We start from the raw sequence: 24,591 nt of genomic DNA on the forward strand, positions 1-24,591 counted from the left end.
ATTTAGATGCTTTTTTATTTAATAATTTTTCTAGGATACCGCTTCTTTGTAAACTTTTAAACAGCGCTCCCTAGCTTCTTTATGATCTACAATTGGCTTAGTATATTTTTGGTCTTGATATTCTGGAACCCATTTTTTTATATACTTATGTTCTTTATCAAACTTATCAATTTGTGTGGTTGGATTAAAAATTCTAAAGTAAGGCGCTGCATCTACACCAGAACCTGCAACCCATTGCCAGTTGCCAACGTTACTTGCCATTTCGTAATCGTGTAATTTTTCGGCAAAATAGGCTTCGCCCCAACGCCAATCTATTAATAAATGTTTACATAAAAAGCTACCAACCAACATACGTACACGGTTGTGCATAAAACCAGTTTCGTTTAGTTCGCGCATACCAGCATCTACTAATGGGTAACCTGTATTTCCTGTTTTCCAAGCTTCAAATTCTTCTTTATTATTACGCCATTTTATGTTATCGTATTTAGATTTAAACGCATTGGTTTGCGTTTTTGGATAATGCCATAAAATTTGCATAAAAAACTCGCGCCAAATTAACTCTTGCCAAAAGATTTCGTTTTTTTCTGCAATTGCTTTTTTAACCATTTTACGCACGCTAACCGTACCAAATCGTAGATGCGGACCAAGTTTTGAAGTCGCATCTTTGGCAGGAAAATTTCTTTTGTCTTCGTATTCTTGGATTAACGTTGGTGTTACTGTGTAATCTGCAATTTTTTGTGAAGACGTTTTAAATCCCATATCAGAAAGCGTTAAGTTTGGCAATCTTGTATTTTTTACCAAATTGTCTAAATACTCGTTAGTGTAATAGATGTTGAGGTCGTGGTTTTTAAATTTTTCTTTCCAGGTACGCATATATGGCGTGTAAACAACGTATGGATCGCCATCTTGCTTAACAACTTCGTCTTTTTCAAAGATAACTTGGTCTTTAAAGGTTTTAAAATTGATGTCATTTTCAGATAAGATGGTTTCAATTTCTGTATCACGTGTCTTGGCGTAAGGCTCATAATCGTGATTGGTGTAAACCGTATCTATTTCGTAATCTTCAACTAACTGTTTAAAAACTTCTTTTGGAGTACTGTAATATATTGCAATACTACTGTCACGTTCATCTTGAAGTGTATTTCGCATGCTTTGCAACGTATTAAAAATGAAAGTTACTCTTGCGTCATCTTCTGGTAGTTCGTTTAAAATTTCTTTATCAAAGATAAAGATTGGTAACACAGGTTTGTCTGCTTTTAGAGCATTGTAAAAGCCTACGTTATCGTCTAATCTTAGGTCACGTCTAAACCAGAATATATTTAAAGGTTGTTTCATTTGTTAGTACTTAAAGTAGTTAAAGTGTCTAGAGTTGTAAGTATTTAAAGTTAGTGTTTTTGTCTGTCTGATTAAAATTTACCAAATAATTCTTCTAGTTTTTTTGTACGATAATCAAAGATTTCTTTAAGCTTTGGTTTAACTAAAATAGGATGCACTAATTGTCCTAATATGCCCATTGGGATTTTGTAATCTATAATGTCTTCCATTTCTACGCCACCATCAATTTCTTTAATAAAATGCTTATGATGCCACAATGAATATGGTCCAAAACGTTGTTCATCTACAAAATATTCACCATCAATAACATGAGTAATTTCCGTTACCCATTTTGTTTTAATCCCTAAAACTGGTGTGACAATATATTGAATGATTTGACCTGCAAACATTGGTCTATCTGCTCCAGAAAGTATATGAAATCCCATATAATCTGGCGTGATGACTTTTAAGTTTTTAGGGTCTGACAAAAAATCCCAAGCTTCTTGTTTTGTGATTGGTAAATTTTGTTTTTGATGTAATCTGTATATTTTCATAGCTTAAGTTTTTCCACGAAAGTGAAATCTTTTAATTATTTATTAGAATGTAAGCATTTAAAGATGTAGCAATTAGTAACCAAATCATATAAGGGAATAGGAGTAAACTTTTGGTTTTCATTATGTTTTTAAAGCTGAAAAAGATGTAAAAAACAACAATAGTTAGTAGTATTATCGTAATTAACCCTAATAAAATTAAATGTTGGTTGAAGAAAATGAAATTCCAAATAATGTTTAAAAAGACTTGAATACTAAAGGCTATTTTAATGTTTTTAGAGCTTAATTTAGAAAATAAGTATGTTAAATAGATAGAAAAACACACCATAATAGTCGTCCAAGCTACACCAAATAGCCAACCTGGTGGCGTCCATGGAGCTTTATTTAAATTTAAATACCATTCTGATGTTGGTCCGTTATTCATCAATAAACTACCTAAGCCTAAACTACCAAGATTTATAAAAAGGAAGAATAAAAATCTTTTAAGATTATTCATTTTTTAAGGATTCAATTTTATTCATAATAGCTTCAGCTTCTGCATACACTTCATCACTTTTAGATCTATTGGTAGTTGAAAGTTTATGCCACTTTTGCATTAGTTTTTCGTATTTTACTTGTAGTTTTTCTACTTCAGATTTTGATTTAAAAAGTCCAAACATTTTTTTACTTTAAATATTTTAAAATTTTATTGCTTTTTGGGGATGTTACCGAAAGAAAATAATCTATTAACTGTCCGTCTGGACCCACTAAATATTTTTGGAAATTCCATTTTACTTTAGAATTCTTTATTCCATTTTTTTCTTTCTGGGTTAACCAAGCATACAAAGGATGCTTATTTGTACCTTTTACTTCAATTTTTTCTGTCATTAAAAACGAAACTCCGTAATTAGCTTGGCAAAAAGACATAATTTGGTCTTTATTTCCTGGTTCTTGGTTTCCAAATTGGTTACAAGGAACACCTATTATTATAATTTTATCACCATAAGTATCATGAAGATTTTGTAAGTCTTCATATTGAGGTGTAAATCCACATTTAGATGCAACATTTACAAACAAAATGTGTTTGCCTTTAAATGCTTTAAAGTCTATTGGTTGTCCCTGTAAGCTATTAATGTTTATGTCGTAAATAGAAGTTTGGCTTTGCAAATCTGATTTGGTTGAAACAGTACATAATGTTAACAAAAAGGCTTTTAAAACATTCATATGTTCTAAATTTTAAAGCTTACAATACCACAATCTAAATCAAACACTTGTCCAGAGATAGAAGACGCTTTATCAGAACATAAAAATGTAGCCATATTTGCAACATCTTCTGGTTGTAGGTATTTTTTTAACGGATGACGCTCTCGCATATTTTCTTCTTGCTTCTCGTTACGCAAAAGTTTTGATGCTAAATCTGTGTTAGTCACAGTTGGAGCAACTGCGTTTATTCTAACAGTTGGCGCCAATTCGGCACCAACAGATTTTACTAAACCTTCAACAGCACTTTTTGATGCAGCAACGCTTGCGTGAAAAGGCATACCTAACTTTGTGGCAACAGTACTAAATAATACAACAGAAGGGTTATTCCCTTTCTTTAAAGAATCTGTGTATTTTTGTAACGCTTTTACGGCACCAATGACGTTGATTTCAAAATCGGCTCTAAAATCGTCTAATTTTAAGCGTCCGATAGGTTTTAAATTGATACTTCCAAGACAATAAATTAGATGGTCTAAGTTTTCTATATCAGGTAAATCATCAGTTAAAACATCACAAGAATGGTGTGTTAAATTTTCATGAGAAAAGTCAGGCTTATTCCTGCTAATGTTAGTGACTTTATGAGTGTCTAAAAAACTTTTAGTAATAGCTTTTCCTATACCTTTACTTCCGCCAATAATAACTAAATGGTCCATGGTTATATAGTTACTGTTGTTGGTAAACGTTTTTCTACTTTACGTTTTATAGCGGTTAAACGTTTCATTAAATCCATTATTTTTTCGTCTTTCTTTTTCTTATAAATTTGATTTAATTCTAAGATTAATGACTTTGCCTGTCTTGATAATTTTACACGATCACTAGTAGATAAAGATCTTAAACTAGTTTGCTCAAACTCTAATGCTTTTTCAATTGTACTCATAGCTTATTGTTTTAAATAGTTTTGTAATTCTGAGATTTTTTGTGGATTGGTAAATTGTCCACTATAAAAAGTTGTAACCGTAGCAGAAGTATCATCCTTTACGCCTCTTGATGATACACAAAGATGTTTAGCATCTATGATCACTGCTACGTCTTCTGTATTTAAAATTTGTTTTAAATCTTCGCCAATTTGATTAGTTAAACGTTCTTGTACTTGAGGTCTTTTTGCATAATATTGTACAATTCTGTTAAGTTTAGAAAGACCAATTACTTTTCCTGAAGATATGTAAGCTACGTGGGCTTTACCTATAATTGGGACAAAGTGATGCTCGCAGTTAGAATAAAAGGTTATATCTTTTTCTACTAGCATTTGGTTATACTGATATTTATTATCAAACAAAGCTATTTTGGGCTTATTGGCAGGATTAAGTCCAGAAAAGATTTCTTCAACATACATTTTTGCTACACGTTTTGGTGTGCCTTTTAATGAATCGTCGGTTAGGTCTAAACCAAGAACATCCATAATTTCTTCAAAAAGAATAGAGATACGTTCTTTTTTTTCTTCATCAGAAATTTTAAATGCATCATTTCTCATTGGTGTTTCTAGACTGGTAAATAAATGATCATCACCGATGTCTTCAATAGAAAATCCATTTAATTTGTGTCTGTTGGTTGGAGTTACTAATTTTTCTTTATTCATAGCATCTTTTTTAATTGCTGTTTTCAATAATTGAAACAAAGCAGATTGGTTGTAATATCTAACGTTTAGATATTTTATTGTGTGTAATTTGTTTTTGTCTACTGCATTTAAATCTTCCACTTTCAAAAGATCTAAGTTTTTGATGTTTAGTAGCTCTTCCTTGTACACGTTTGCGCCAAAGTCTAAAACTACTAGGTTTCATCTCTCTACGCATAAGGTTTATGACTTCTTGTTCTTTTAATCCAAACTGAAAGGCAATAGCATCAAAGGTAGTTCGATCTTCCCAAGCCATTTCAATAATTCTATCAATTTCTCTTATCGTAAAATTCTTATTCATTATATGGTATTGTTGAAAATTGACTGTCAAAATTTATTTTTTGATCTAATAGCTTTTTAAAAAATTGCTTATTTTCTTTAAAGGTTTTATTTTTTCTAAAATGAATAAATTTTCCATCTGCATGTATACTTGCGCCATTTGTTTTATAAATTACTAGTTTATAATATGGAATAACCCAAGCAAAGCGTTGTAATCCTTTACCAATATGAATCAAAATTCCTTTTGGTCTTAATTCAATACTACCGTAATTTATATCGTTAACTAAATTAACTATGGTATGTAGGTTAGGACTAACCTCGTCAATTATCATACGTTTAGAACCGATACCTTTTAATTTTATAGCTTTAATAAAGGAAAAAGGCTTACCCACCAAATTATTAATTTGTTTAGTAATTTCTTTATCGGTATAAGAAGTGTTAAAAAGCAATAGTTAAACTTTAAGATTCTAATCAAATTTACAAAATGTTTAATCTTTTAAAAAATAAGTTAAACAATATTTAACATATTATTTTTTGATGCATAATAATTAAAATCTATGGGTTATTAAGCATTTTTGTACGGTCATTTAAAGTATGTCGTTTTAAAATGCGATAGCTTTCTTGTTTCACTAAAAAATCATCTTTAAGTCCCCATAATATATCACTAGCTTTTTTTCGTGTTTCTTTTTCATTTACTATAGGAAAAGGATAGTGTTTGCCTAAAATGAAGCCTGTTAGTTGTTGATCAAAATAGGTTATTTCACTGGGATTATGTATAAACGGAGTTTCTAAATTTGCCAATTCAGGAACCCATTGTTTTATAAATTTACCTTCAGGATCGTGTTCTAAACTATTTTTTAATGGATTGTAAATGCGTAGCATATTAATTCCCGTTTCGCCAGCTTGCATTTGTATTTGCGGATAATGTATACCTGGTTCAAAATCTAAAAATAAACTCGCTAAGTATTCGCTTAAATCTTGCCAAGGTTGCCAAAGATTATGTGTAAAAAATGAAACCACTAAAGCACGCATTCTGAAGTTTAAATAGCCCGTAGTATTTAAGCAGCGCATGCAAGCATCTACTAACGGAAAACCTGTTTTGCCTTCTTTCCAAGCATTTTGTAATTCAACGTTTACAGGTTTTTTAAGTTGATGAAAGCCTTTATTTACACTTTTAAATTCCATCGAATGTTCCATTTCAAACTTTTGGATAAAGTGTGCTTGCCAACGTAAACGTGATACAAACGCATTTAAATGTCGCTTGTTTTTACCTTTTTCTCTTTCAATTCCAGCTGCATTAATAACTTGTTTTATGGATAAATTTCCCCAAGCAATGTAAGGCGATAATCGACTACAACCTGTTCTGGCTTCTAAAGGTTTCGAGATATGAAACATGTAGTTTTTATAGCGATTATTGAAAAAAGACTGCATGTATTTTATTCCTATTGTTGTGCCACCTTTTTGAAAATTTTTGTTGTGAATAGTTTCTGTTGAAACAGTTTTAAACTGAAGTTCTAATGCTTCAACTGAAGCAATACTTAATAACTGATTTTTTTTTGGCTGAAACTGAAACTCTGGTTGCATCATAAAATGATCCCAATCTTCAAACCAAGTGTTGCGGTTTCTAAGTCCGCGTTGTACGCCATTATTAATATTTTCTATCCAAGTGATATGTTGAGTTCGGCAAAATTCCGCGAAAGCGATATCTCTTTTAAAAGTTGAAAGTATACCTGTTTCCATATGTGAAAACACGTGAGTAATGTTGAATTGATTTTGAAGTTGCTCAACTGTATTTTCAATAGAATTATTGACGATTAAAACTTTGGAATTATAAGGTTTTAACTGATGATTTATTTCATGTAAAGACTGTTTAACAAAATCCCAATGACGTTGGCTGTAATGTTTATCTTGAAGTAAAAAATCCTCGAAAGTGTAGAGGAAAAGCACGTTTTGTTTGGTGTTTATGGCGTTGGTAATGGCTTCGTTATCCTGTAAACGAAGGTCGCGTTTTAACCAAACGATGCTAAGGTTGTTTTTCATTAAAAATTGTCAGGATTTTCAATTATACTTTGTGCACGTTTTTTGATGTTTACAAGTTGGTCTTTATCCATTTTATCAAGTAAACTGTACATCATTCCCATACGACGATTATTGCCTAAAATACTGCGTTTGTCATCTAAAAAATTCCAGTATAAGCTGTTAAACGGACACGCTTTTTCACCTAATTTTTCCTTTTTATCATAATAGCAATCGTCACAATAATTACTCATTTTATTGATGTAACTTCCGCTTGAAACGTACGGTTTTGTGGCAATTTTTCCACCATCAGCAAATTGACTCATGCCACGCGTGTTGGGTAATTGTACCCATTCTAAAGCATCAACATAAATACCCAAATACCAAGCATCAACATCGTCTGGGTTAATTTGTGCAAGCAACGCAAAATTACCAGTCACCATTAAACGCTGTATGTGATGCGCGTAACCATTGTCAAGACTGTTGGTTATGGCATTTTTTAGGCAGTTCATTTTAGTATTTCCAGTCCAATAAAATTCAGGTAGTTTGCTGGTGTTTTCCAAGTGGTTTTCGGTTTTGTACTCTGGCATTAAAGCCCAATACATACCGCGCATATACTCTCGCCAACCAATAATTTGACGAATAAAACCTTCAACTTGAGAAATGTCAATATTGTCACCATGTTTTCGCCAATAATTTAAAACGGTATCCACAATATTTTTAGCTGAAATAAGCTTGATATTCATCGCAAAAGACAGTCGCGAATGGAATAAATACACTTCTTCCGTATGCATGGCATCTTGATAATCGCCAAAATGAATCAATAATTCTTCACAGAAATATTTAAGTTGATATAACGCTTGTGCTCTGGTAATTGGATAACTAAACGTTTTAGTATCAAACTTGCCAATGGTTTTGATGTCACTTTTTTTGATTAATTCAACAATATCAGAAACATCATTTTTAAAATATTTGTAAGGCGGAATTTGGTGTTCGCCTTTCCATTTGTTGCGATTACTTTTGTCGTAGTTCCATTTACCGCCTTCAGGTTGGTTTCCAGCCATTAAAATGTCGTGCTTTTTACGCATATCACGGTAAAAATTCTCCATTAAATATTGCTTTTTACCTTTGAAGAAGTTTTTTAAATCACTGCGTTCTGTATAAAAATGTTCTGTTGAAAACGCTTCAGATTCAATATCTAAAGACTTACAAAACTCTGATAATTGTTGGTCTACACGATATTCATCTGGTAATTGGTATTCAAATTTTTCAATCTCATGTTTTTTTATGAGCTGTTTTAAATTTTCTACTAAATCTTGCGTGTTGTTTTTATCGTCTAGTTTGTAATAGTCTACGTTAAAATTGTTGTCTTTTAAGAGATTTGAAAACGCACGCATTGCTGCAAAAAAGCCAATTATTTTTTGAATATGATGCGTGACATAATCGGTTTCTTGACGCATTTCAAATAGACAATACACTACATTTTTATCATTGTTTTTATACCAACTGTGTTTGCTGTTTAATTGATCGCCTAGTATAAGTCTAAGTGCTTTCATGAATTCTTTTTTAGTCTTCGACTGTGCTCAGACTAACATAAATGTGTTTTAAAATAAAGTGTCTTGCAACCACAAACGTTGGTATTTACCGTTACTATCGTAGCGGTCGGCTTGAAGTTTGACGTTAAATTTTCGGTCTCTTGGATCGTTACCAACGCCAGCAACATACATCCAGTTACCGTAATTGCTATGCACATCGTAATCGAGAAGTAAACTCTCAAAATACGCTGCACCAATGCGCCAATCTAGTTCCATAGACTTAGCGAAGTAACTCGCTACATTTTGTCTGCCACGATTACTCATCCAACCTGTTTTTTTAAGTTCAATCATGTTTGCATTAACAAAAGGTTCAGGCGTTTTACCGTTTATCCAGTCGTTAATTTTTTGCTGATTTTTAGACCATTGGTAATCTTTGTTTAAAATTCCGCCGATTTTAAAAATCTGATTACCAAATTTTAGAGACACATATTTAAAATATTCGCGCCAAATAAGCTCAAAAATAAGCCAATAGGTAGAATCGTTTTTAAAATGTGCTTTCTCAAACTGCTTGACTTGGTAGTAAATATGTTTAGCAGAAATGCTTCCATTGGCTAACCAAGGTGAAAATTTGGAACTAAAATCTTTGCCAATCAATCCATTTCTTGTTTTTTTATAGACACCTAATTTTTTCGAGTTGAAAAAGTAGTCTTCTAAACGTTGTAAAGCATCAGTTTCTCCACCTTTAAAAGGAAACGCTGAATTTGGATGCACTTCAAAATCTATAAAACCTAAATCAGAAAGTGATGGAATTGAAGTTAGGTTTTCTATACTTTCTTTATTTACTTTTTCTGTTGATGAAGAAGTTTCTTGTTTAATTTCACTTCTTTTTTCACAAGCTTTTCTAAATTCTGTGAAGACTTTAGGTAGTTGTTTTATATTGAAAGGAATATCTTCTGGATGATATAAAAACTGATTGTAATTTGTTGAAATCTGAATGTGTTCAGGCAACTTTTCTTTCACCTTATTGAACACAGCGACTTCTTCTTGCGTCCATTCTTCTTGTAAAAAAATATTGTTTATTTGATAGTTTTCTACCAAATTAGGAATACAATTTTCTGGTTTTATTGTATAAACAAATAATGGAATATTAATTAGAGCTAGATTGTTTTTTAAATCGGTTACGGTTTCTATTAAAAATTTAGCTCTATATTTTTCGGTTTTTTTAAAGCCAAATTGATCTACTTCAAATTGTCTTGGATCAAAGCAATATAAAGCTATGACACGATTATGACTATTAATAGCATTAGTTAATGACGCGTTATCGTGAATTCTTAAATCGTTTCTAAACCAAATTAGGCTTGTGTTTTGTTCTTTCTGCATTTTTCGCTACAATATTTTACATTATCCCAATTTTTCTCCCATTTTTTTCTCCATGTAAATGGTAGTTGGCAAACGGGACAAATTTTTGTTGGCAAGTGTTGTTTAGCTATTCCTTTAGGCATTGGCTAGTTTATTTATCATTCCGTTAAAAATAAATCCATGAAACGGTAAAACACTATACCAATAGAGTCTTCCCCATAGACCGCGTGGTCTAAAGGTAGCGCGTTGGTAAACTTTACCTTTTGCGACTTGAAACTCTAACCAAGCTTCGCCAGGTAATTTCATTTCGGCAAAAAGGATAAGGCGTTTTTGTTCTTTATCTGCTAATAATACACGCCAAAAATCTAAGGCATCACCAGTTTTAATATCAGTTTTATTGGTACGACCACGACGTAAACCAATACCACCTACTAGTTTATCTAAATAACCTCTAATTTTCCAAAGTGTAGTACCGTAATACCATCCATTTTCGCCACCAATTGCCCAAATTTTTTCAAGCGTTCGGTTTTCATCTTTTACGCGTCGTTCTTTGATATCTTTAAAGCATCCAAATTTTGGAACTTTAAGGTATTTGGTTGATACTCTTTTTTTGTTTCGGCTACTTATAAAGGCGTCTTTCCAGCTAGAGACAATTTCATTTCCTTCAATTTTAGCAAAAGCTACTTTTACAGCCTCTTTATATGTTATAGGTTTAATGTCCAAAAATTGATTGATGTTACTTTTTTCTCCTATAATTTCTATACCCATACTATTTACTAAAGAAGAGGCTAATTTGTAAGATGTTGATGTTACAAAATATAGCCAGTAGCTTGACAGTTTTGGCGTCATTACCGGAACAGTAATGATGTATCTTTTTAATTTTCTTATGTCTGCAAATTGTAACAGCATTTGCTTGTAAGTCATAATTTCTGGACCAAAAATATCATGAGATGTGTTGTACAATTCTTGTTTACCAAGTCCTTTAGTTAAAAACGCTAAAACATCTCTTACACCAATAGGTTGTGTTTTGGTGTTTAACCATTTTGGTGCGATCATTATGGGAAGTTTTTCGACTAAATCTCTAATAATTTCGAAACTAGCACTACCAGAACCAACAATAATTCCTGCTTTAAAAACGGTTAATGCATAAACATTAGATTTTAAAGTGTCTTCTACATTTTTTCTGGATAATAAATGTTTTGAGAGTTTGGTGTCGTTGGTAATTCCGCTAAGGTAGATAACTTGTTTTACGTTAGTCGTTTCGATATAATTTTTGAAGTTTAGCGCACATTCTTCTTCTAACTTATGAAACTTGTCTACAGAATTTGACATAGAATGTATTAAATAATACGCAGCGTCTATGTCTTTAGGTATGTTTTGTAAGGTGTCTGGTTTTAAAAAATCTGCTTCTACAACATGAAGATTTTCTTCATCTGAATATGCTTTTTCCGTACGTAATTTTCCGCGTACAGCGCAAACTACCGTATGACCTTGATCTAAAAGTAACGGAATAATACGCTTACCAATGTAACCTGTTGCTCCTGTTACTAATATTCTCATAGGTTTTGGTTTTTTTGTCTATAGATAATTACATTTATTGATTGTTAGCTAAAGATGGTTTAGGTCTTTGGTATTCTAAGCGTTTTTCTAAAGTAGGAATAGCGTAAGTGTCTAATCCGTTAATAGTTGCAATTTCTGCTTTAGATAGGTTTACAAAGCCATCACTTTCTAATAAATTATCATTAATGAAAAGATTTTCAATTTCACCTAAAACAAGAATAGTATCGTTTTCTTTAATGAAATACTCTTGAACAAATTTCATTTGAAGCTGAACAGGCGCATTTTTTACAAAAGGTGCAAAACATTCATTTTTATATTCTGAATTGAGATTAGTAACTTCAAATTCTGAAATATTAGCATCGTATTTAGCAGATGTATGATGCGCATCTTCAATTATTGATTTATGAATATGATTAATCGTGTAAACACCAGTCGATTTGATGTTTTCGTAAGTGTTGCGTAAAACGGTTGTTGGTCTACAAAAAAAGCCTAAAAGCGGCGGATTGCTACCAACATGCGTTACCGAACTAAATACTGCAACATTCTCGATATTATCCTTAGATTTTGTGCCAATTAGATTAGCGCTTTTAAATCCAGAGACACTATTTATAAGATTAATGCGGTATAAATGATGCATTTCTTCGATATGTTTTTTACTGAAATGCTTCATTATTTTAAATTTTGAAAGTTGTTGATTTTGATGTCTTTTGCCTTTAAATCGAACATTAAATTGTACAATCCAAAAAACGTACGGTTGATGTAAATAAAATGCTTAGATCCGCGATTACCATTCATTTTTCTTAACTCTGTATTTTTACTGTAACGTTGTCCCATTTCTGAAATAGCATTAAAAAATTCAGGATCAGAAAAATCAAAAGTATCCACATGAAAAGGTTTGGTGAATAGGCTTAACAATTCATGAAACATTTCAGAGAAGAAGTCTAATTCTTCTTGGCTATCATCTTCTCTTAATATTTCTAATTCGAACATTTTTTTAGTGAAAATATCTTTGTTTTCAAGACTTTCTTTTTTTGCCAATTCAAAATATGGTGTGTAAAAATCTTCAGGTACTATTTTCATACAACCAAAGTCTAACGCGATAAGTTCGCCATTTTTAGACACTAAAAAGTTTCCGGGATGCGGATCTGCGTGTACTTTTTTAAGTACATGCATTTGGTACATGTAAAAATCCCATAGTGCTTGACCTATTTTATTTGCTACTTCTTGATTGGTATTGTGTGCAGTAAATTCGGAAAGGTGTTCGCCTTCCATCCAATCCATAGTAATGATACGCTCTGAAGACAAATCTTCGTAATACTCAGGAAATTTAAGGTTAGGAATGTGTTTACATGCATTTACAATTTCTTTACTTTGCTTAACTTCTAGTATGTAGTTAGTTTCTTCTACTAATTTATTTTCGACTTCTTTAAAGTATTTATCACTATCTTTTCCTTTAATATTAAACATTTTAATAGCAATAGGTTTTACCAAAGCCAAATCGCTAGAAATGCTTTCTGCGACACCAGGATATTGAATTTTCACAGCAAGTTTTTTCCCATCCTTTTCTGCTAAATGCACTTGTCCAATACTAGCTGCATTAACCGAATTTAGATTGAAGGTGTCAAAGATTTGACTTGGTAATTGACCGAAATATTTTTTAAAAGTCTTCTTAACTAAAGGAGCCGATAGTGGCGGTACAGAAAATTGTGCTAACGAAAATTTTTCTACATAGGCTTGTGGTAAAATGCTTTTTTCCATACTAAGCATTTGAGCCACTTTTAAAGCACTTCCTTTAAGTTGTTTTAAACTGTCGTAAATATCGTCTGCGTTGTTTTTGTTTAAACGTTCTTTAGCTTCAACTTCTGATTTTGTAATCTTATCACCATAATATTTTAGGTAATTAACACCAACTTTAGCACCTGTAGATACTAATTTGGTTGCACGAGATATTTTTGAAACAGGTATTTTGTCTATAGTTTTCAATAGAATGAGAATTAAGAGTTCATTTGAAATTTTTCTTTATAAATAAACTTTCCGAAATCTATTAGGCTTTTTATTGGAGCAACGTCTAATACATCAAAACTTGTATTGACAGATTTTTCTATGAAAATGTCTGTTTTTTCAAAAGATGGAGACGTATCATCCATCCAAAATTTGATGGTTAATAATAATTGCATCCAAGCAGATTCTTTTAAACTTTTTTGTTGAAGTTTATCAATTTGCTCTTGTTTAGTTTCGATAAGCTCTATACCTAATTCTGAAATGTAGTGCGTAAAATGCGATTTTAAATCTTTTAAAACCACATAGTTTTTAAGCTTGTTTTTATGCTGATTAAGAGCATAAATAACGTAGCTTCTGTTAGCTGTTAGGTTTTCGAAAAAAGTGAAGTAAAAACTTAATAGTTTATTACGAGGTTCGAAATTTTGGTAATCTTCGCTAGCATGTAATGCAGTGATTGTATTTTGGTAAAAGGCTTTAAAAATACCTTTTTCTATAGCTTCAAAATTACCGAAATGCTCGTAGAATTTAGCTTCTTCAAAATTGTTTTCTTTCGAAAAAGCATAAACAGATTTAGGTTGTTGGTTATGTTCTAGTACATAATCCATGTAAAATGAGATGATGTTACTAGCTGTTATATTTTTCTTTTTTGCCATTACTGTGAAATTTAATAGCATAAAGATATAAAATGTTTAACTTATTTTAGTAATAGTTAAACAAAATTTAACAAGACTTTGTATTATGAATTTTTTGTCTTAAAAGAATTATGAAGGATTACTGCAGAAATAGCACCCAAAATATGTGCTAAAATGTATAAAAGAACATGAGAAAAGTGTCCTGTAAATAGAGCAGGAGCGATGGTGCGAACAGGATTCATAGAGGCTTTTGTCATTGGTCCAGCAAACATAGCTTCTAATAAAATAACACCACCAACTGCGATACCAGCCATAGTACCAACTTCTTTACTTCCTGTAGAGATGTGGATGATTACTGTCATTAATATAAAGGTGAGAATAAACTCTAAAATTGCAGCCTTATAATCAGGAAAACCAGTTGCGGGAATACTTTCCCCCAAAGTTTTACTGTCTGGAAATAAAAACCATAGTAAAGCAATTGCTACAATTGCACCAATTAGTTGAAATAAAAAATACTTAGGAACTTCTTTCCAAGAAAACTTTTTTGCAACCGCAAACCCAATGGAAACTGCAGGGTTAAAATGCGCACCAGACGTCGCGCCAAATGCATAAATCATTGCCATTACAATTAATCCCCAAACGGAAGCCACACCAACGTGAGATATGCTACCATTGGTAATTTCGTCAATTGTCATTGCGCCACAACCACAAAAAATCATTCCGAAAGTACCAATAGTTTCTGCTATATATTTCTTCATTTATAATTTTAATTTCTGGTAAAGATTAAATTATTTTTTGAAAAACGTATTTCATTTCAGTAGCAATTTGATAAGAACGTTCTAAATATTTTTCGTCTTGCAAATCGGTATTGTCAAATAATTTTGGGTCTTCGTAAGTTATAGGTATGCGTTTTTCTGCACCAGCAATAAAAGGGCAGCCATCATCTGCTTGAGAGCAAGTCATGATAGCAGCAAAATTAGATTTTGGATTAAAATTGTCTCCGTAAGTTTTAGAAAACCCTATTATAGGATGTGAGTTTTGATCATATTTAATGGTGTAAATAGGATTGTTTCCTTCTGAAATTTTCTCGATATCAAATCCAGTATTTTGCAAAGTCTCTGCAACTTTTGGATACATTGCTGTAGCTTCAGTACCACCAGAAAAACAAGTTACATTTTCAATATTATAAAAGTTTGCAATTGTTTGTGCCCAAATTTGGGATAGATGGCTACGTCTAGAGTTGTGTGTACAAATAAAATTAATTGTAATTGGTAATTTTTTAGTTGCTTTATCTTTTATATAAGTTACAAGTGGTTTTAAAGTCTCTTTTCTGTCATTAGATATTGTATCAATATCTAATGCGTTAATATAATCTTCGATTTGAGTATTCATAATTATAATAGAAAATTATTAGCAGCAGTTTCCGTCTGGAGAGCAACAAGGCTCGTTATTTAAATCTGCAAGTTTAACTTTTGGTTTTGGTAATTGTTTTTCAGGAATACCACATTTATCCTTAGCAAGACAATTTGTTTGTGTAGAGGTTAACAAAAATTGACCGTCTTTAAAGTCTAAACCAAATTTCTGAATGCTTTGCTCACCTTGATATTCGACTTCAATCTCAAGATCTTTTAGATTAAAAATATCTTCTGATAATTCGATAATATGAATTAATTTTTCAGTATGTAGTCTGTGATCGTAATCATTGGCATTCCATAGTTGAAAATTTACCTTTTTTTCTTGTCTAACAGTTCCGCCACAATCAATAAAATGTTTTGTGGTTTTACCAACTTCTGTTACATGAAAATGGTTAGGTACTAAACTACCATCGGGTAATATAAACGCAATAGTGTCTAGATTTTTTAAATGTTTTTTAACTTCTGATAATGTCATAATATTTATTTTTTAACAACAAGAGTTAGTGTTAGTTTCTGCGTCTAGAAAAGCGGTTAAAGTGTTTTTCATTTTTGTCCAATTATCTTGATTTATACAGTAACAAACACTTGTCCCTTCAATAGTTCCTTGAATTAGTCCTAATTTTTTTAATTCTTTTAAGTGCTGAGAAATTGTAGGTTGAGCTAGTCCAATAACATCTACCAAATCACCACAAACACAAGTGTTAATTTTAAATAAATGCTGAATAATTGCTACACGTGCAGGATGACCAAAAGCTTTAAAATATAAGGCTAATTGATTTTGTTCTTCTGTAAACATTTCTGCTTTAATTAATCCCATAATTATATTTGTATATTTGTTTATAGCAATATTACGATTAATAATATTTTGGGACAAGATTTTTTATCTTTTTAAGTTTTTGTTAACAATTATAGGGTAATCAATATGTAATTTTATGCATCTAAAATTTAAAACTAAAACCAAAATGAAAAAGTTAATTACACTTTTAATGGTGTTTGCAGTAACTTTTACTGTAAATGCACAAATCGAAACACCACAACCAAGCCCATTACAAAAAATAGAGCAGAAGGTAGGTTTAACAGATGTCTCTGTACAATATTCTAGACCATCTATGAAAGGTCGTACTATTTTTGGAGATTTAGTTCCTTACGGTAAACTTTGGCGTACAGGAGCAAACCAAAATACGATGGTTACATTTAGTACAGATGTTATGGTAGGAGAGTCTACTTTAAAGGCAGGATCTTATGCAATCTTTTCTAAACCAAATAAGGATAACTGGGAAGTTATTTTTTATAGTGATACAAATAATTGGGGAACACCACAAAAATGGGATGATAGTAAAGTTGCGGCAACAGTAACTGCAAAAGTTTATGACATACCAATGGATATTGAAACTTTTACTGTGTCTTTTGATGATTTAACAAATGATTCTGCTGTATTAGGTATTATGTGGGAAAAAACTTATGTAGCTGTAAAGTTTGATGTTCCAACAGATAAAGCTGTAACAACAGCTATTAATAAAGTAATGAATGGTCCATCTGCAGATGATTATTATGCAGCTGCACGTTACTATTTAGAATCAGGTAAAGACATTAACAAAGCTGTTGTTTGGATGGATAAAGCTATTGAAATGACTAAAGAGAACCCAAGATTTTGGTGGTTACGTCAACAATCATTAATTAAAGCAAAAGCTGGTGATAAAAAAGGAGCAATTAAAGCTGCAAAAGCAAGTTTAGAAGGTGCTGAAAAAGCTGGTAACGCAGATTATATCAAAATGAATAAAGACTCTTTAAAAGAATGGGGAGCAATGTAAATTAGATCTTTAGATATCTAGATTTTGAGATAAAAAGCGCAATCGTTATGATTGCGCTTTTTTTATTTTATGTAGTAGAATTAACTATTTCTATTTTTATTTAACTCGTCTTGTAATTGACGTCTCACTTTTTGTTCACGTTCTAAAGCGTTACGTCTATGTTCTTCAAACTCTTCTTCAACTTCTGTTAATTTAGATTTTGCTTCTCGGGTTACGCTATTACTATTTTTAAATTTAAAAATAAAGAAAAGTAAAAAGGCTAAAAGAACAGCTATAATACTCCACATTAATCCATTGTATCCGCTTTTGCTCATTTGTATGCCAAATAAAGACATACTATCTTTTTCTTCTTTAGTAGATTTTAAGTTTGTTTTAGTAGAGGATAAGCTACTTTTTAAACGTTCTATTTCTTCATTTTGATTTTTAACTGTGTTTTGCGTAGTTACTAACTCGTTTTTTACAGCTTTTAACGAGTCTAATGTATGAGATTTAAGTTTAGATAACCAGTTGCTTTTAATAACTTCATAGTTTTGACCTCTTTCATCTCTCCAGCTATTAGATTTTTGAATAACGTATTCAAATTGACTATCTAAGGTACCAGAATCTAATGATAACTCATCTTCGTTATTTTCTGTTTGAGAAAATGAAGAAAAAGTGACTAAAAAAAGTAACAAGAATAAAATAGGGAAACTTTTGATTTTTAACATCTTAAGATTTGTTTTTTAAGTTTTATGTTTTTTTAAAATATAAAATGCACTCTTTGCGGTTTAAAGATAGCAAAAAGCCCCACAATTGTGAGGCTTTATATATACGTTTTTAAAAAGTGTTTTGGATTTTAATAGTAAGTAAAACGTCTTACTTTAGCTATATATTTAGCTAATCTTATTACTTGATGGCTATAACCATATTCGTTATCATACCATACATATAACACTGCATTTTTACCATCTTTTCTTACAATTGTAGCTTTACTGTCGTAAATTGAAGGCGCAGAGCTACCTACAATATCGCTAGAAACAAGCTCGTCACTCATTTCATATTTAATTTGCTCTACCAAATCTCCTTCTAAAGCATATTTTTTAAGTGTTGCATTAATACCTTCTACTGATGTTTCAGTTTCTAGTTCTAAGTTTAGTATAGCTAAAGATCCGTTTGGTACAGGTACACGAATGGCATTAGATGTTAATTTACCATCAAAGCTTGGTAAAGCTTTAGATACAGCTTGTCCTGCACCAGTTTCTGTAATTACCATATTTAAAGCTGCAGCACGACCACGACGATATTTTTTATGGAAATTATCTACTAAGTTTTGATCGTTAGTGTAAGCGTGAATAGTTTCTAAATGTCCGCTTTTTACACCATAAGTATCTTCCATTGCTTTTAAAACTGGTGTAATAGCATTTGTTGTACAAGAAGCAGCAGAGAAAATATCAAGTTTATCAGGGTTGTTTTCTAAATGGTTAACACCATAAACAATATTTGGTATTCCTTTACCAGGAGCTGTTAGTAAGACTTTTTCGGCTCCTTTAGAGTTTTTTAATCTGGTTAAAGCTTCTTTATCTCTAAAAGCACCAGTATTGTCAATAATTAATGCGTTATCAATACCATATTTAGTGTAATCTATATCTTCTGGTTGGTTAGCAGTAATAATTTTTACAGTTGTACCATTAATAATTAATGCTTCATTTTTAAGATCTGTATTTACAGTTCCAGGAAAATCACCATGAACAGAGTCGTTACGTAATAAAGAAGCACGTTTTTCTAAAACAGTTTGGTCTAATTTACCACGTGTTACAATAGCTCTAAGACGTAGTTGACTTCCTTTACCTGTTCTAGTCATTAACTCTCTGGCTAATAAACGACCGATACGACCAAAACCATATAATACAACGTCTTTAGGAGTTACATTTTCTTTCTTTTTGGCATCTTTTAGTTTTTCTGCCACAAAAGACATAGCGTTGCTGTATTTTTTTTCTTCTAAGTGATACTCGTAAGTTAATTTACCAATATCTAATTTAGATGCTGGTATGTCAAGAGTTTTAATAGCTTGAACTATTTCTACAGAATCAAAAATTGAAATTGGTTTTTGAACAAATTCTCCTGCATATTCATGAAGGTTTAAAATTTCAGAAACATTTCTGTCGATTAATTGATTTCTAAACAATACCAATTCTATCGATTTATCATACCATAAATCGCTTACAATTTTAATAAATTCTACAGTTGCTCTTCGCCTGTCTGCCTGAAACGCTAATTCGTTTTCGTAAGTTTCGTTAATAGACATTTTGTGTTTTAGTTTGTTGTGTTGTTAATTTTTAAATTGGCTACTTTATGTGTAGCCTTCTATAATTTTTGGCAAAAGTATAGATTTCAAACGTTTTCGTAAAACAAAAAATGATAAAAAAATAAAAGCACTTCATTTTTATGTTGAAGTGCTTTTAAAACAGGATAAAATCGAATTTAATTTACCTTAATCCATAACGTGTTTTTTCTCCTTTAGAGTTTATAATCTCAATACTTAATGGTTTGTAAGGATCTCTATTTTCAATAATTGTTTTTACATCATCAATAGAATTAACTTCTGTATTATTTATTGCTGTTATAATGTTTCCTTCTTTAATACCTTCACTTGTTAAATAATCTTTGTAACTACCATAAACTTTTGTGATTTTTACACCATTTTTAACTTTAAATTTCTTTAAGTCGTTAGGTTTTGCATCTTTAATCTCGCCAATAAAAGGTAAAATGTATCTGTTGTTTTTAAGAAGTTTTACTTTTTTTTCAATTAAGTTATTTCCTCTTAAAGCTTTAACATGTATTATATCGTTAGGTCGTTTTGAATTAAGGTAACCTCTTAAATCAGATTCTTTAGAAATTTTTAATCCATCAATTTCCTTTATGATATCACCAACTTTTAAACCAGCGTTTTCTGCTCCTGAGTCTTCTTCAACTTCTTCAATATAAACACCTTCAGTTTCATTAATACCTAATTTTTCTGAGGTGAAAGTACCTAAATTTCTAGGTACAATACCAATTAAACCTCTTTGTACATTACCAAATTCCATAATATCTTGTACTACTTTTTTAGCAATATTACTTGGTACTGCAAAAGAATAACCTATGTAAGAGCCTGTTTGAGAGCTAATAGCGGTATTTATACCTATTAAATCTCCTTTGGTGTTTACTAAAGCGCCTCCGGAATTTCCTGGGTTAACAGCTGCATCGGTTTGTATAAAAGATTGTATGTTTTTTCCGCTTAAATCTCTAGATTTTGCACTAATAATTCCAGCAGTTACTGTAGATGTTAAGTTAAATGGATTACCAACAGCTAATACCCATTCGCCAATTTTAGCAGTATCACTATCTCCAAAAGTAACGTAAGGTAAATCTTCTTCTGTTTCAACTTTTAATAGAGCAATATCTGTATTTGGATCGCTACCAACAATGGTAGCTTCTAGTGTTTGATTATCGTTTAAAGTAACGCTTAATTGTTCAGAATCTTCAATAACATGGTTGTTGGTAATGATGTACCCGTCTGGAGATATGATTACACCACTACCAGTACCTAACTGTCTACGTTGTGGGACACGACCATAAAATAAGTCTTGTAACGTTGGTTGTGCAGTTGTAATAGCTACATTTTTAACGTGTACAACAGCATGCACAGTTTTTTCTGCAGCAGTAGTAAAATCAATATTTTCGGCAGCTGCAAGAGCTGTCTTTGTGGTGTTTAAATTGGTTGGTAAAAAACTTGGCTGTTCTATAGTAGCCTGTTGTGCAATTTGTGGTTTTTCTTTTTCAAGAAAGGTTTTATAAGTTCCTAGAGTAATTGCGCCTCCTAATACAGAAACAAAAACCAAAGTAATCAACTTCTTCATGTTCTTTTAGTTTAGGTTTATTAGAATAACGATTAAAATTAATTAAATATTGAGCGCCTATTTCAACTTTAACGAGTATTTAACAGCACAATTGTGCTATATTTGTGTCTCAATTTTTTACGTTAATGACTTTAACATTTTACAAATATCAAGGCACAGGTAACGACTTTGTTATCATTGATAATAGACAAGAATTATTTAACAAAAATGATACCAAATATGTCAAATTTTTATGTGACAGACGTTTTGGCATTGGTGCAGATGGATTGATTTTATTAGAAAATCATCCAGATGCAGATTTTAAAATGGTGTATTATAATGCAGATGGTAATGAAAGCACCATGTGCGGTAATGGAGGACGCTGTATTGTCGCTTTCGCTGAATTTTTAGGCATTTTTAAAAACACAACAACGTTTTATGCAATAGATGGATTGCATCATGCAAAGATTGAAGAAAATTTAATTCATCTTCAAATGAAAAATGTCGAGACGATTGACACTTTTACTACCCATCATTTTTTAGATACAGGATCTCCACATCATGTTCAGTTTGTTGATAATTTAAAGACGTTTAATGTGAAAGCAGAAGGTGAAAAGATTCGTTATGGCGCACCATACAATCAAGCTGGAAGTAATGTTAATTTTGTAGAAAAAATTAACCCAAACACTTTTGCAGTTCGTACTTACGAAAGAGGAGTAGAGGACGAAACTTTATCTTGTGGTACTGGTGTAACAGCAGTTGCAATAGCAATGTATGATTCAGGAGAAAGTGCATCAAATATCATTAATCTTAATGTAGAAGGCGGACAATTAAAAGTGTCTTTTGATAAAGTAGAAGATACTTATAAAAATGTGATGTTAATCGGTCCAGCAACTCAGGTTTTTAAAGGCGAAATAGAATGTTAACATTAAAAGGAGAACATATTTATTTACGTGCTTTAGAGCCAGAAGATTTAGAGTTTATTCATCAAATTGAAAATGATGAAACCATTTGGGAAATAAGCAACACCATTACACCTTATTCTAAATATTTAATCAAGCAATATCTAGAAAATGCTCATAAAGATATTTATGAAGTTAAGCAATTACGACTAGTAATTTGTAATGATGCAGACACAGCTATCGGAATGATAGACTTATTTGATTTTGATATAAAAAACAAACGCGCAGGAATTGGTATATTGGTAAAATCTGAAACCGATAGACAAAAAGGATATGGTAAAGAAGCTTTAAAACTATTGATAAAATATAGTTTTAAACACTTAGATTTGCATCAATTATATTGTAATATTTCTGAAGATAATGAAGCAAGTTTAAACCTATTTAAAAATCAAGGTTTTAAAGAAGTAGGTTTAAAAAAAGACTGGAATTATCTTAACGGAAGCTATAAAAACGAATATTTACTTCAACTAATAAATACTAATGTACATTAAAAAAATACTCTTAGCAATAGCCTTAATTGGATTAGTTATAGCTGGCTACTTTGCCTATTTTGTATATAATGCAATGCTAAAACCTAATACAGCATTTAATAATGAAACAGCATATATTTACGTATCTACCAATGCAACCTATGATGAAGTTAGAGAGCAATTAGAACCATTATTAAAAGATATTGATAGTTTTGATGCGTTAGCGATTCAAAAAAAATATACAACTAATATTAAAGCTGGACGATTTCCTGTAAAAAAAGGAATGAGTAATAATGACATTATTAATTCTATAAGAAGTAATAACTTACCAATAAAACTGAGTTTTAATAACCAAGAACGTATAGAAGATCTAGCAGGTCGTATCGCACAACAAATAGAACCTGATAGTTTGTCGTTATTAAAAGCAATGACAGATTCTACATTTTTAAAAGAAAAAAACTTTACTAAGCAAACCGTGATTAATATGTATGTTCCTAATACATACGAGTTTTTTTGGAACACATCACCAGAGTTATTTAGAGATAAAATGTTAGGTGAATATTATCGTTTTTGGAATGATGAGCGACAAGCAAAACGAAAAGCATTAAAATTATCTGTTAACGAAGTAATGACTATTGCATCTATTGTTCAAAAAGAAACAGCTAAAGTAGATGAAAGACCACGTGTTGCAGGTGTTTATTTAAATAGAATAAGAAAAGGTTGGCCTCTAGAAGCAGACCCAACAGTTATATATGCTAAAAAACTTAAAGAAAACAATTTTGATCAAGTAATAAAACGTGTGCTTTACAAAGATTTAGAAATAGACTCTAAATACAATACGTATAAATATCCGGGTATACCACCAGGACCAATCACAATGCCAGACGTTTCTGCAATAGATGCTGTATTAAATCCAGAAAAACATAATTATATGTTTTTTGTAGCAGACGTTAAAAATTTTGGCTACCATAAATTTGCAAAAACATTAGCGCAACATAATGCTAATAAGAGATTGTATACACAATGGATTAGTAGTCAAGGTATAAATAGATAGACTTGTTTAGATATTTAATTTTTATAATTTTTTGTGTTAGTTCTGTTTTTAGTCAAACAGAACAAAACTCTTTTTTTTCACCTAGCGATACATTAAATATTAAAAGACGGAATGCTGTTGTTCTTACGGAAACTACTTTAGGCGGCATCACTCTTCTTGGGTTAAATCAATTATGGTACGCAGATTATGAGCGTTCTAAATTTCATACCATAAATGATAATTCAGAATGGTATCAAATGGATAAGTTAGGGCATACATTTACAGCTTATCATTTAGGAAGGTTTGGTGCTCAAACATTAAATTGGGCTGGAGTAAGCAAGAAAAACCAATTAATTTATGGCGGCTCACTTGGATTTATGTTTTTAACAGGTGTTGAAGTTTTAGATGGATTTTCTGAAGAATGGGGATTTTCTTGGGGAGATTTTGCTGCAAATGCAGCAGGTTCTGGATTGTTTATTGGACAAGAATTACTCTGGGAAGAACAACGCATTAGTTTAAAATACTCTTTTAACAGAACACGTTTTGCATCTAAAAACCCAAATAAGTTGGGTAATGGTATTTTAGAAGAAATATTGAAAGATTATAACGGTCAAACCTATTGGTTAAGTGCTAATTTACATTCTTTTTTTAAAGAAAGTAAATTACCTAAATGGTTAAATGTTGCTGTCGGGTACGGTGTTGATGGATTGTTGTATGGTGAATCTAATTTACAACAGGTCAATTTTCCTAATCAAAAAAGAAGTAGACAATTTTATTTAAGTCTTGATGTAGATTTAACTAAAATTGAAACTAAATCAGAGTTTTTAAAGCAAGTTTTTAATGTCTTTAACGTAGTTAAGATACCATTTCCTACTTTAGAAATTAATGGTAACGGTAAGCTAGTTGGGCACTTTGTTTACTTTTAACAATTCTTAACATGTTGAT

At 31.3% G+C, this 24,591-nt stretch carries 30 protein-coding genes; 5 read left to right on the forward strand and 25 right to left on the reverse strand.

Annotation, left to right across the window (positions count from 1 at the left end; all coding sequences use genetic code 11):
* Positions 1-30: 30 nt before the first annotated feature.
* From H574_RS0100775 to H574_RS0100880, 22 genes are all read right to left on the reverse strand, one after another.
* Entirely contained in the window at positions 31-1,335 is a 1,305-nt protein-coding gene (locus tag H574_RS0100775) for a cryptochrome/photolyase family protein (RefSeq protein ID WP_027878705.1), read from the reverse strand.
* Between the two features lie 71 nt (positions 1,336-1,406).
* Positions 1,407-1,868 carry an SRPBCC family protein gene (locus H574_RS0100780; protein WP_027878706.1) on the reverse strand — a complete coding sequence of 154 codons (462 nt, stop codon included), beginning with the start codon at positions 1,866-1,868 and terminating at the stop codon, positions 1,407-1,409.
* Between the two features lie 31 nt (positions 1,869-1,899).
* A complete protein-coding gene (locus H574_RS0100785) occupies positions 1,900-2,361 on the reverse strand; it encodes a TspO/MBR family protein (protein ID WP_027878707.1) in 462 nt (153 codons plus the stop codon).
* The gene (locus tag H574_RS14615; RefSeq protein ID WP_036226876.1) at positions 2,354-2,524 is read right to left on the reverse strand and encodes a Lacal_2735 family protein; all 171 of its coding nucleotides are present in this window, start codon (positions 2,522-2,524) and stop codon (positions 2,354-2,356) included. Before H574_RS14615 ends, H574_RS0100785 begins: the two co-directional genes overlap by 8 nt.
* Positions 2,525-2,528: 4 nt before the next feature.
* On the reverse strand, positions 2,529-3,068 hold the full coding sequence (locus H574_RS0100795) for a glutathione peroxidase (RefSeq protein WP_027878708.1): 540 nt from the start codon (positions 3,066-3,068) through the stop codon (positions 2,529-2,531).
* A 5-nt stretch (positions 3,069-3,073) separates the two neighbouring features.
* Positions 3,074-3,757, reverse strand: coding sequence for an SDR family NAD(P)-dependent oxidoreductase (locus H574_RS0100800; RefSeq protein ID WP_027878709.1), 684 nt, complete (start codon positions 3,755-3,757; stop codon positions 3,074-3,076).
* Between the two features lie 2 nt (positions 3,758-3,759).
* The gene (locus H574_RS0100805) at positions 3,760-3,981 is read right to left on the reverse strand and encodes a hypothetical protein (RefSeq protein WP_027878710.1); all 222 of its coding nucleotides are present in this window, start codon (positions 3,979-3,981) and stop codon (positions 3,760-3,762) included.
* 3 nt (positions 3,982-3,984) lie between these two features.
* Positions 3,985-4,680: a GTP cyclohydrolase I FolE gene (gene folE, locus H574_RS0100810; protein WP_027878711.1), complete on the reverse strand. Its 696-nt coding sequence runs from the start codon at positions 4,678-4,680 to the stop codon at positions 3,985-3,987.
* Between the two features lie 58 nt (positions 4,681-4,738).
* On the reverse strand, positions 4,739-5,017 hold the full coding sequence (locus H574_RS0100815) for a TIGR03643 family protein (protein ID WP_027878712.1): 279 nt from the start codon (positions 5,015-5,017) through the stop codon (positions 4,739-4,741).
* Complete coding sequence (locus H574_RS0100820) at positions 5,010-5,444, reverse strand: hypothetical protein (protein WP_027878713.1); 435 nt, start codon at positions 5,442-5,444, stop codon at positions 5,010-5,012. Before H574_RS0100820 ends, H574_RS0100815 begins: the two co-directional genes overlap by 8 nt.
* A gap of 106 nt (positions 5,445-5,550) precedes the next feature.
* A complete protein-coding gene (locus tag H574_RS0100825) occupies positions 5,551-7,035 on the reverse strand; it encodes a cryptochrome/deoxyribodipyrimidine photo-lyase family protein (protein WP_027878714.1) in 1,485 nt (494 codons plus the stop codon).
* Complete coding sequence (locus tag H574_RS0100830; RefSeq protein WP_027878715.1) at positions 7,035-8,567, reverse strand: cryptochrome/photolyase family protein; 1,533 nt, start codon at positions 8,565-8,567, stop codon at positions 7,035-7,037. The genes H574_RS0100825 and H574_RS0100830 overlap by 1 nt, the downstream gene beginning before the upstream one ends.
* 48 nt (positions 8,568-8,615) lie before the next feature.
* Entirely contained in the window at positions 8,616-9,926 is a 1,311-nt protein-coding gene (locus H574_RS0100835; RefSeq protein WP_027878716.1) for a DASH family cryptochrome, read from the reverse strand.
* Positions 9,899-10,036 (reverse strand): DUF2256 domain-containing protein, encoded by a 138-nt coding sequence (locus tag H574_RS14515; protein ID WP_205619335.1) that lies wholly within the window; start codon positions 10,034-10,036, stop codon positions 9,899-9,901. The genes H574_RS0100835 and H574_RS14515 overlap by 28 nt, the downstream gene beginning before the upstream one ends.
* Before the next feature lie 4 nt (positions 10,037-10,040).
* Positions 10,041-11,465: an SDR family oxidoreductase gene (locus tag H574_RS0100845; protein WP_027878717.1), complete on the reverse strand. Its 1,425-nt coding sequence runs from the start codon at positions 11,463-11,465 to the stop codon at positions 10,041-10,043.
* Positions 11,466-11,499: 34 nt separating this feature from the next.
* A complete protein-coding gene (locus H574_RS0100850; protein ID WP_027878718.1) occupies positions 11,500-12,135 on the reverse strand; it encodes a flavin reductase family protein in 636 nt (211 codons plus the stop codon).
* Positions 12,135-13,448, reverse strand: coding sequence for an ABC1 kinase family protein (locus H574_RS0100855; protein ID WP_027878719.1), 1,314 nt, complete (start codon positions 13,446-13,448; stop codon positions 12,135-12,137). Before H574_RS0100855 ends, H574_RS0100850 begins: the two co-directional genes overlap by 1 nt.
* An 11-nt stretch (positions 13,449-13,459) precedes the next feature.
* Positions 13,460-14,119: a TetR family transcriptional regulator C-terminal domain-containing protein gene (locus H574_RS0100860; protein ID WP_027878720.1), complete on the reverse strand. Its 660-nt coding sequence runs from the start codon at positions 14,117-14,119 to the stop codon at positions 13,460-13,462.
* A gap of 83 nt (positions 14,120-14,202) precedes the next feature.
* Positions 14,203-14,856: an MIP/aquaporin family protein gene (locus tag H574_RS0100865; protein WP_027878721.1), complete on the reverse strand. Its 654-nt coding sequence runs from the start codon at positions 14,854-14,856 to the stop codon at positions 14,203-14,205.
* 25 nt (positions 14,857-14,881) lie between these two features.
* Positions 14,882-15,490 carry an arsenate-mycothiol transferase ArsC gene (locus H574_RS0100870; protein ID WP_027878722.1) on the reverse strand — a complete coding sequence of 203 codons (609 nt, stop codon included), beginning with the start codon at positions 15,488-15,490 and terminating at the stop codon, positions 14,882-14,884.
* 18 nt (positions 15,491-15,508) lie between these two features.
* Positions 15,509-15,988, reverse strand: coding sequence for a DUF6428 family protein (locus H574_RS0100875; protein WP_027878723.1), 480 nt, complete (start codon positions 15,986-15,988; stop codon positions 15,509-15,511).
* Positions 15,989-16,000: 12 nt separating this feature from the next.
* Positions 16,001-16,330 carry an ArsR/SmtB family transcription factor gene (locus H574_RS0100880; protein ID WP_027878724.1) on the reverse strand — a complete coding sequence of 110 codons (330 nt, stop codon included), beginning with the start codon at positions 16,328-16,330 and terminating at the stop codon, positions 16,001-16,003.
* A gap of 145 nt (positions 16,331-16,475) precedes the next feature.
* Here H574_RS0100880 and H574_RS0100885 point away from each other — a divergent pair, with 145 nt between their 5' ends.
* Entirely contained in the window at positions 16,476-17,324 is an 849-nt protein-coding gene (locus H574_RS0100885) for a DUF2911 domain-containing protein (RefSeq protein ID WP_027878725.1), read from the forward strand.
* Positions 17,325-17,404: 80 nt separating this feature from the next.
* On the opposite strand, the gene H574_RS0100890 is transcribed toward H574_RS0100885, so the two are convergent.
* The 3 genes from H574_RS0100890 to H574_RS0100900 all read right to left on the reverse strand — a co-directional run bounded on the left by H574_RS0100890 (position 17,405) and on the right by H574_RS0100900 (position 21,202).
* Positions 17,405-18,031, reverse strand: a complete 627-nt coding sequence (locus tag H574_RS0100890) for a hypothetical protein (protein WP_027878726.1) — start codon at positions 18,029-18,031, stop codon at positions 17,405-17,407.
* A gap of 128 nt (positions 18,032-18,159) precedes the next feature.
* The gene (locus H574_RS0100895; RefSeq protein WP_027878727.1) at positions 18,160-19,608 is read right to left on the reverse strand and encodes a glyceraldehyde-3-phosphate dehydrogenase; all 1,449 of its coding nucleotides are present in this window, start codon (positions 19,606-19,608) and stop codon (positions 18,160-18,162) included.
* A gap of 181 nt (positions 19,609-19,789) precedes the next feature.
* Positions 19,790-21,202, reverse strand: a complete 1,413-nt coding sequence (locus tag H574_RS0100900) for a trypsin-like peptidase domain-containing protein (protein WP_027878728.1) — start codon at positions 21,200-21,202, stop codon at positions 19,790-19,792.
* A 125-nt stretch (positions 21,203-21,327) separates the two neighbouring features.
* Between H574_RS0100900 and dapF the strand changes: the two genes are divergently transcribed.
* From dapF to H574_RS0100920, 4 genes are read left to right on the forward strand one after another with little or no spacing between them, the layout of a single operon-like run.
* Positions 21,328-22,107: a diaminopimelate epimerase gene (gene dapF / locus H574_RS0100905; RefSeq protein ID WP_027878729.1), complete on the forward strand. Its 780-nt coding sequence runs from the start codon at positions 21,328-21,330 to the stop codon at positions 22,105-22,107.
* Entirely contained in the window at positions 22,101-22,634 is a 534-nt protein-coding gene (locus tag H574_RS0100910) for a GNAT family N-acetyltransferase (protein WP_027878730.1), read from the forward strand. Before dapF ends, H574_RS0100910 begins: the two co-directional genes overlap by 7 nt.
* A complete protein-coding gene (gene mltG / locus H574_RS0100915) occupies positions 22,624-23,667 on the forward strand; it encodes an endolytic transglycosylase MltG (RefSeq protein WP_027878731.1) in 1,044 nt (347 codons plus the stop codon). Before H574_RS0100910 ends, mltG begins: the two co-directional genes overlap by 11 nt.
* Complete coding sequence (locus H574_RS0100920; RefSeq protein ID WP_027878732.1) at positions 23,664-24,572, forward strand: DUF2279 domain-containing protein; 909 nt, start codon at positions 23,664-23,666, stop codon at positions 24,570-24,572. Before mltG ends, H574_RS0100920 begins: the two co-directional genes overlap by 4 nt.
* Positions 24,573-24,591 lie beyond the last annotated feature (19 nt).

The sequence above is a fragment of the Mesoflavibacter zeaxanthinifaciens DSM 18436 genome (assembly GCF_000422365.1).
In the GTDB taxonomy this organism is placed as follows: Bacteria; Bacteroidota; Bacteroidia; order Flavobacteriales; family Flavobacteriaceae; genus Mesoflavibacter; species Mesoflavibacter zeaxanthinifaciens.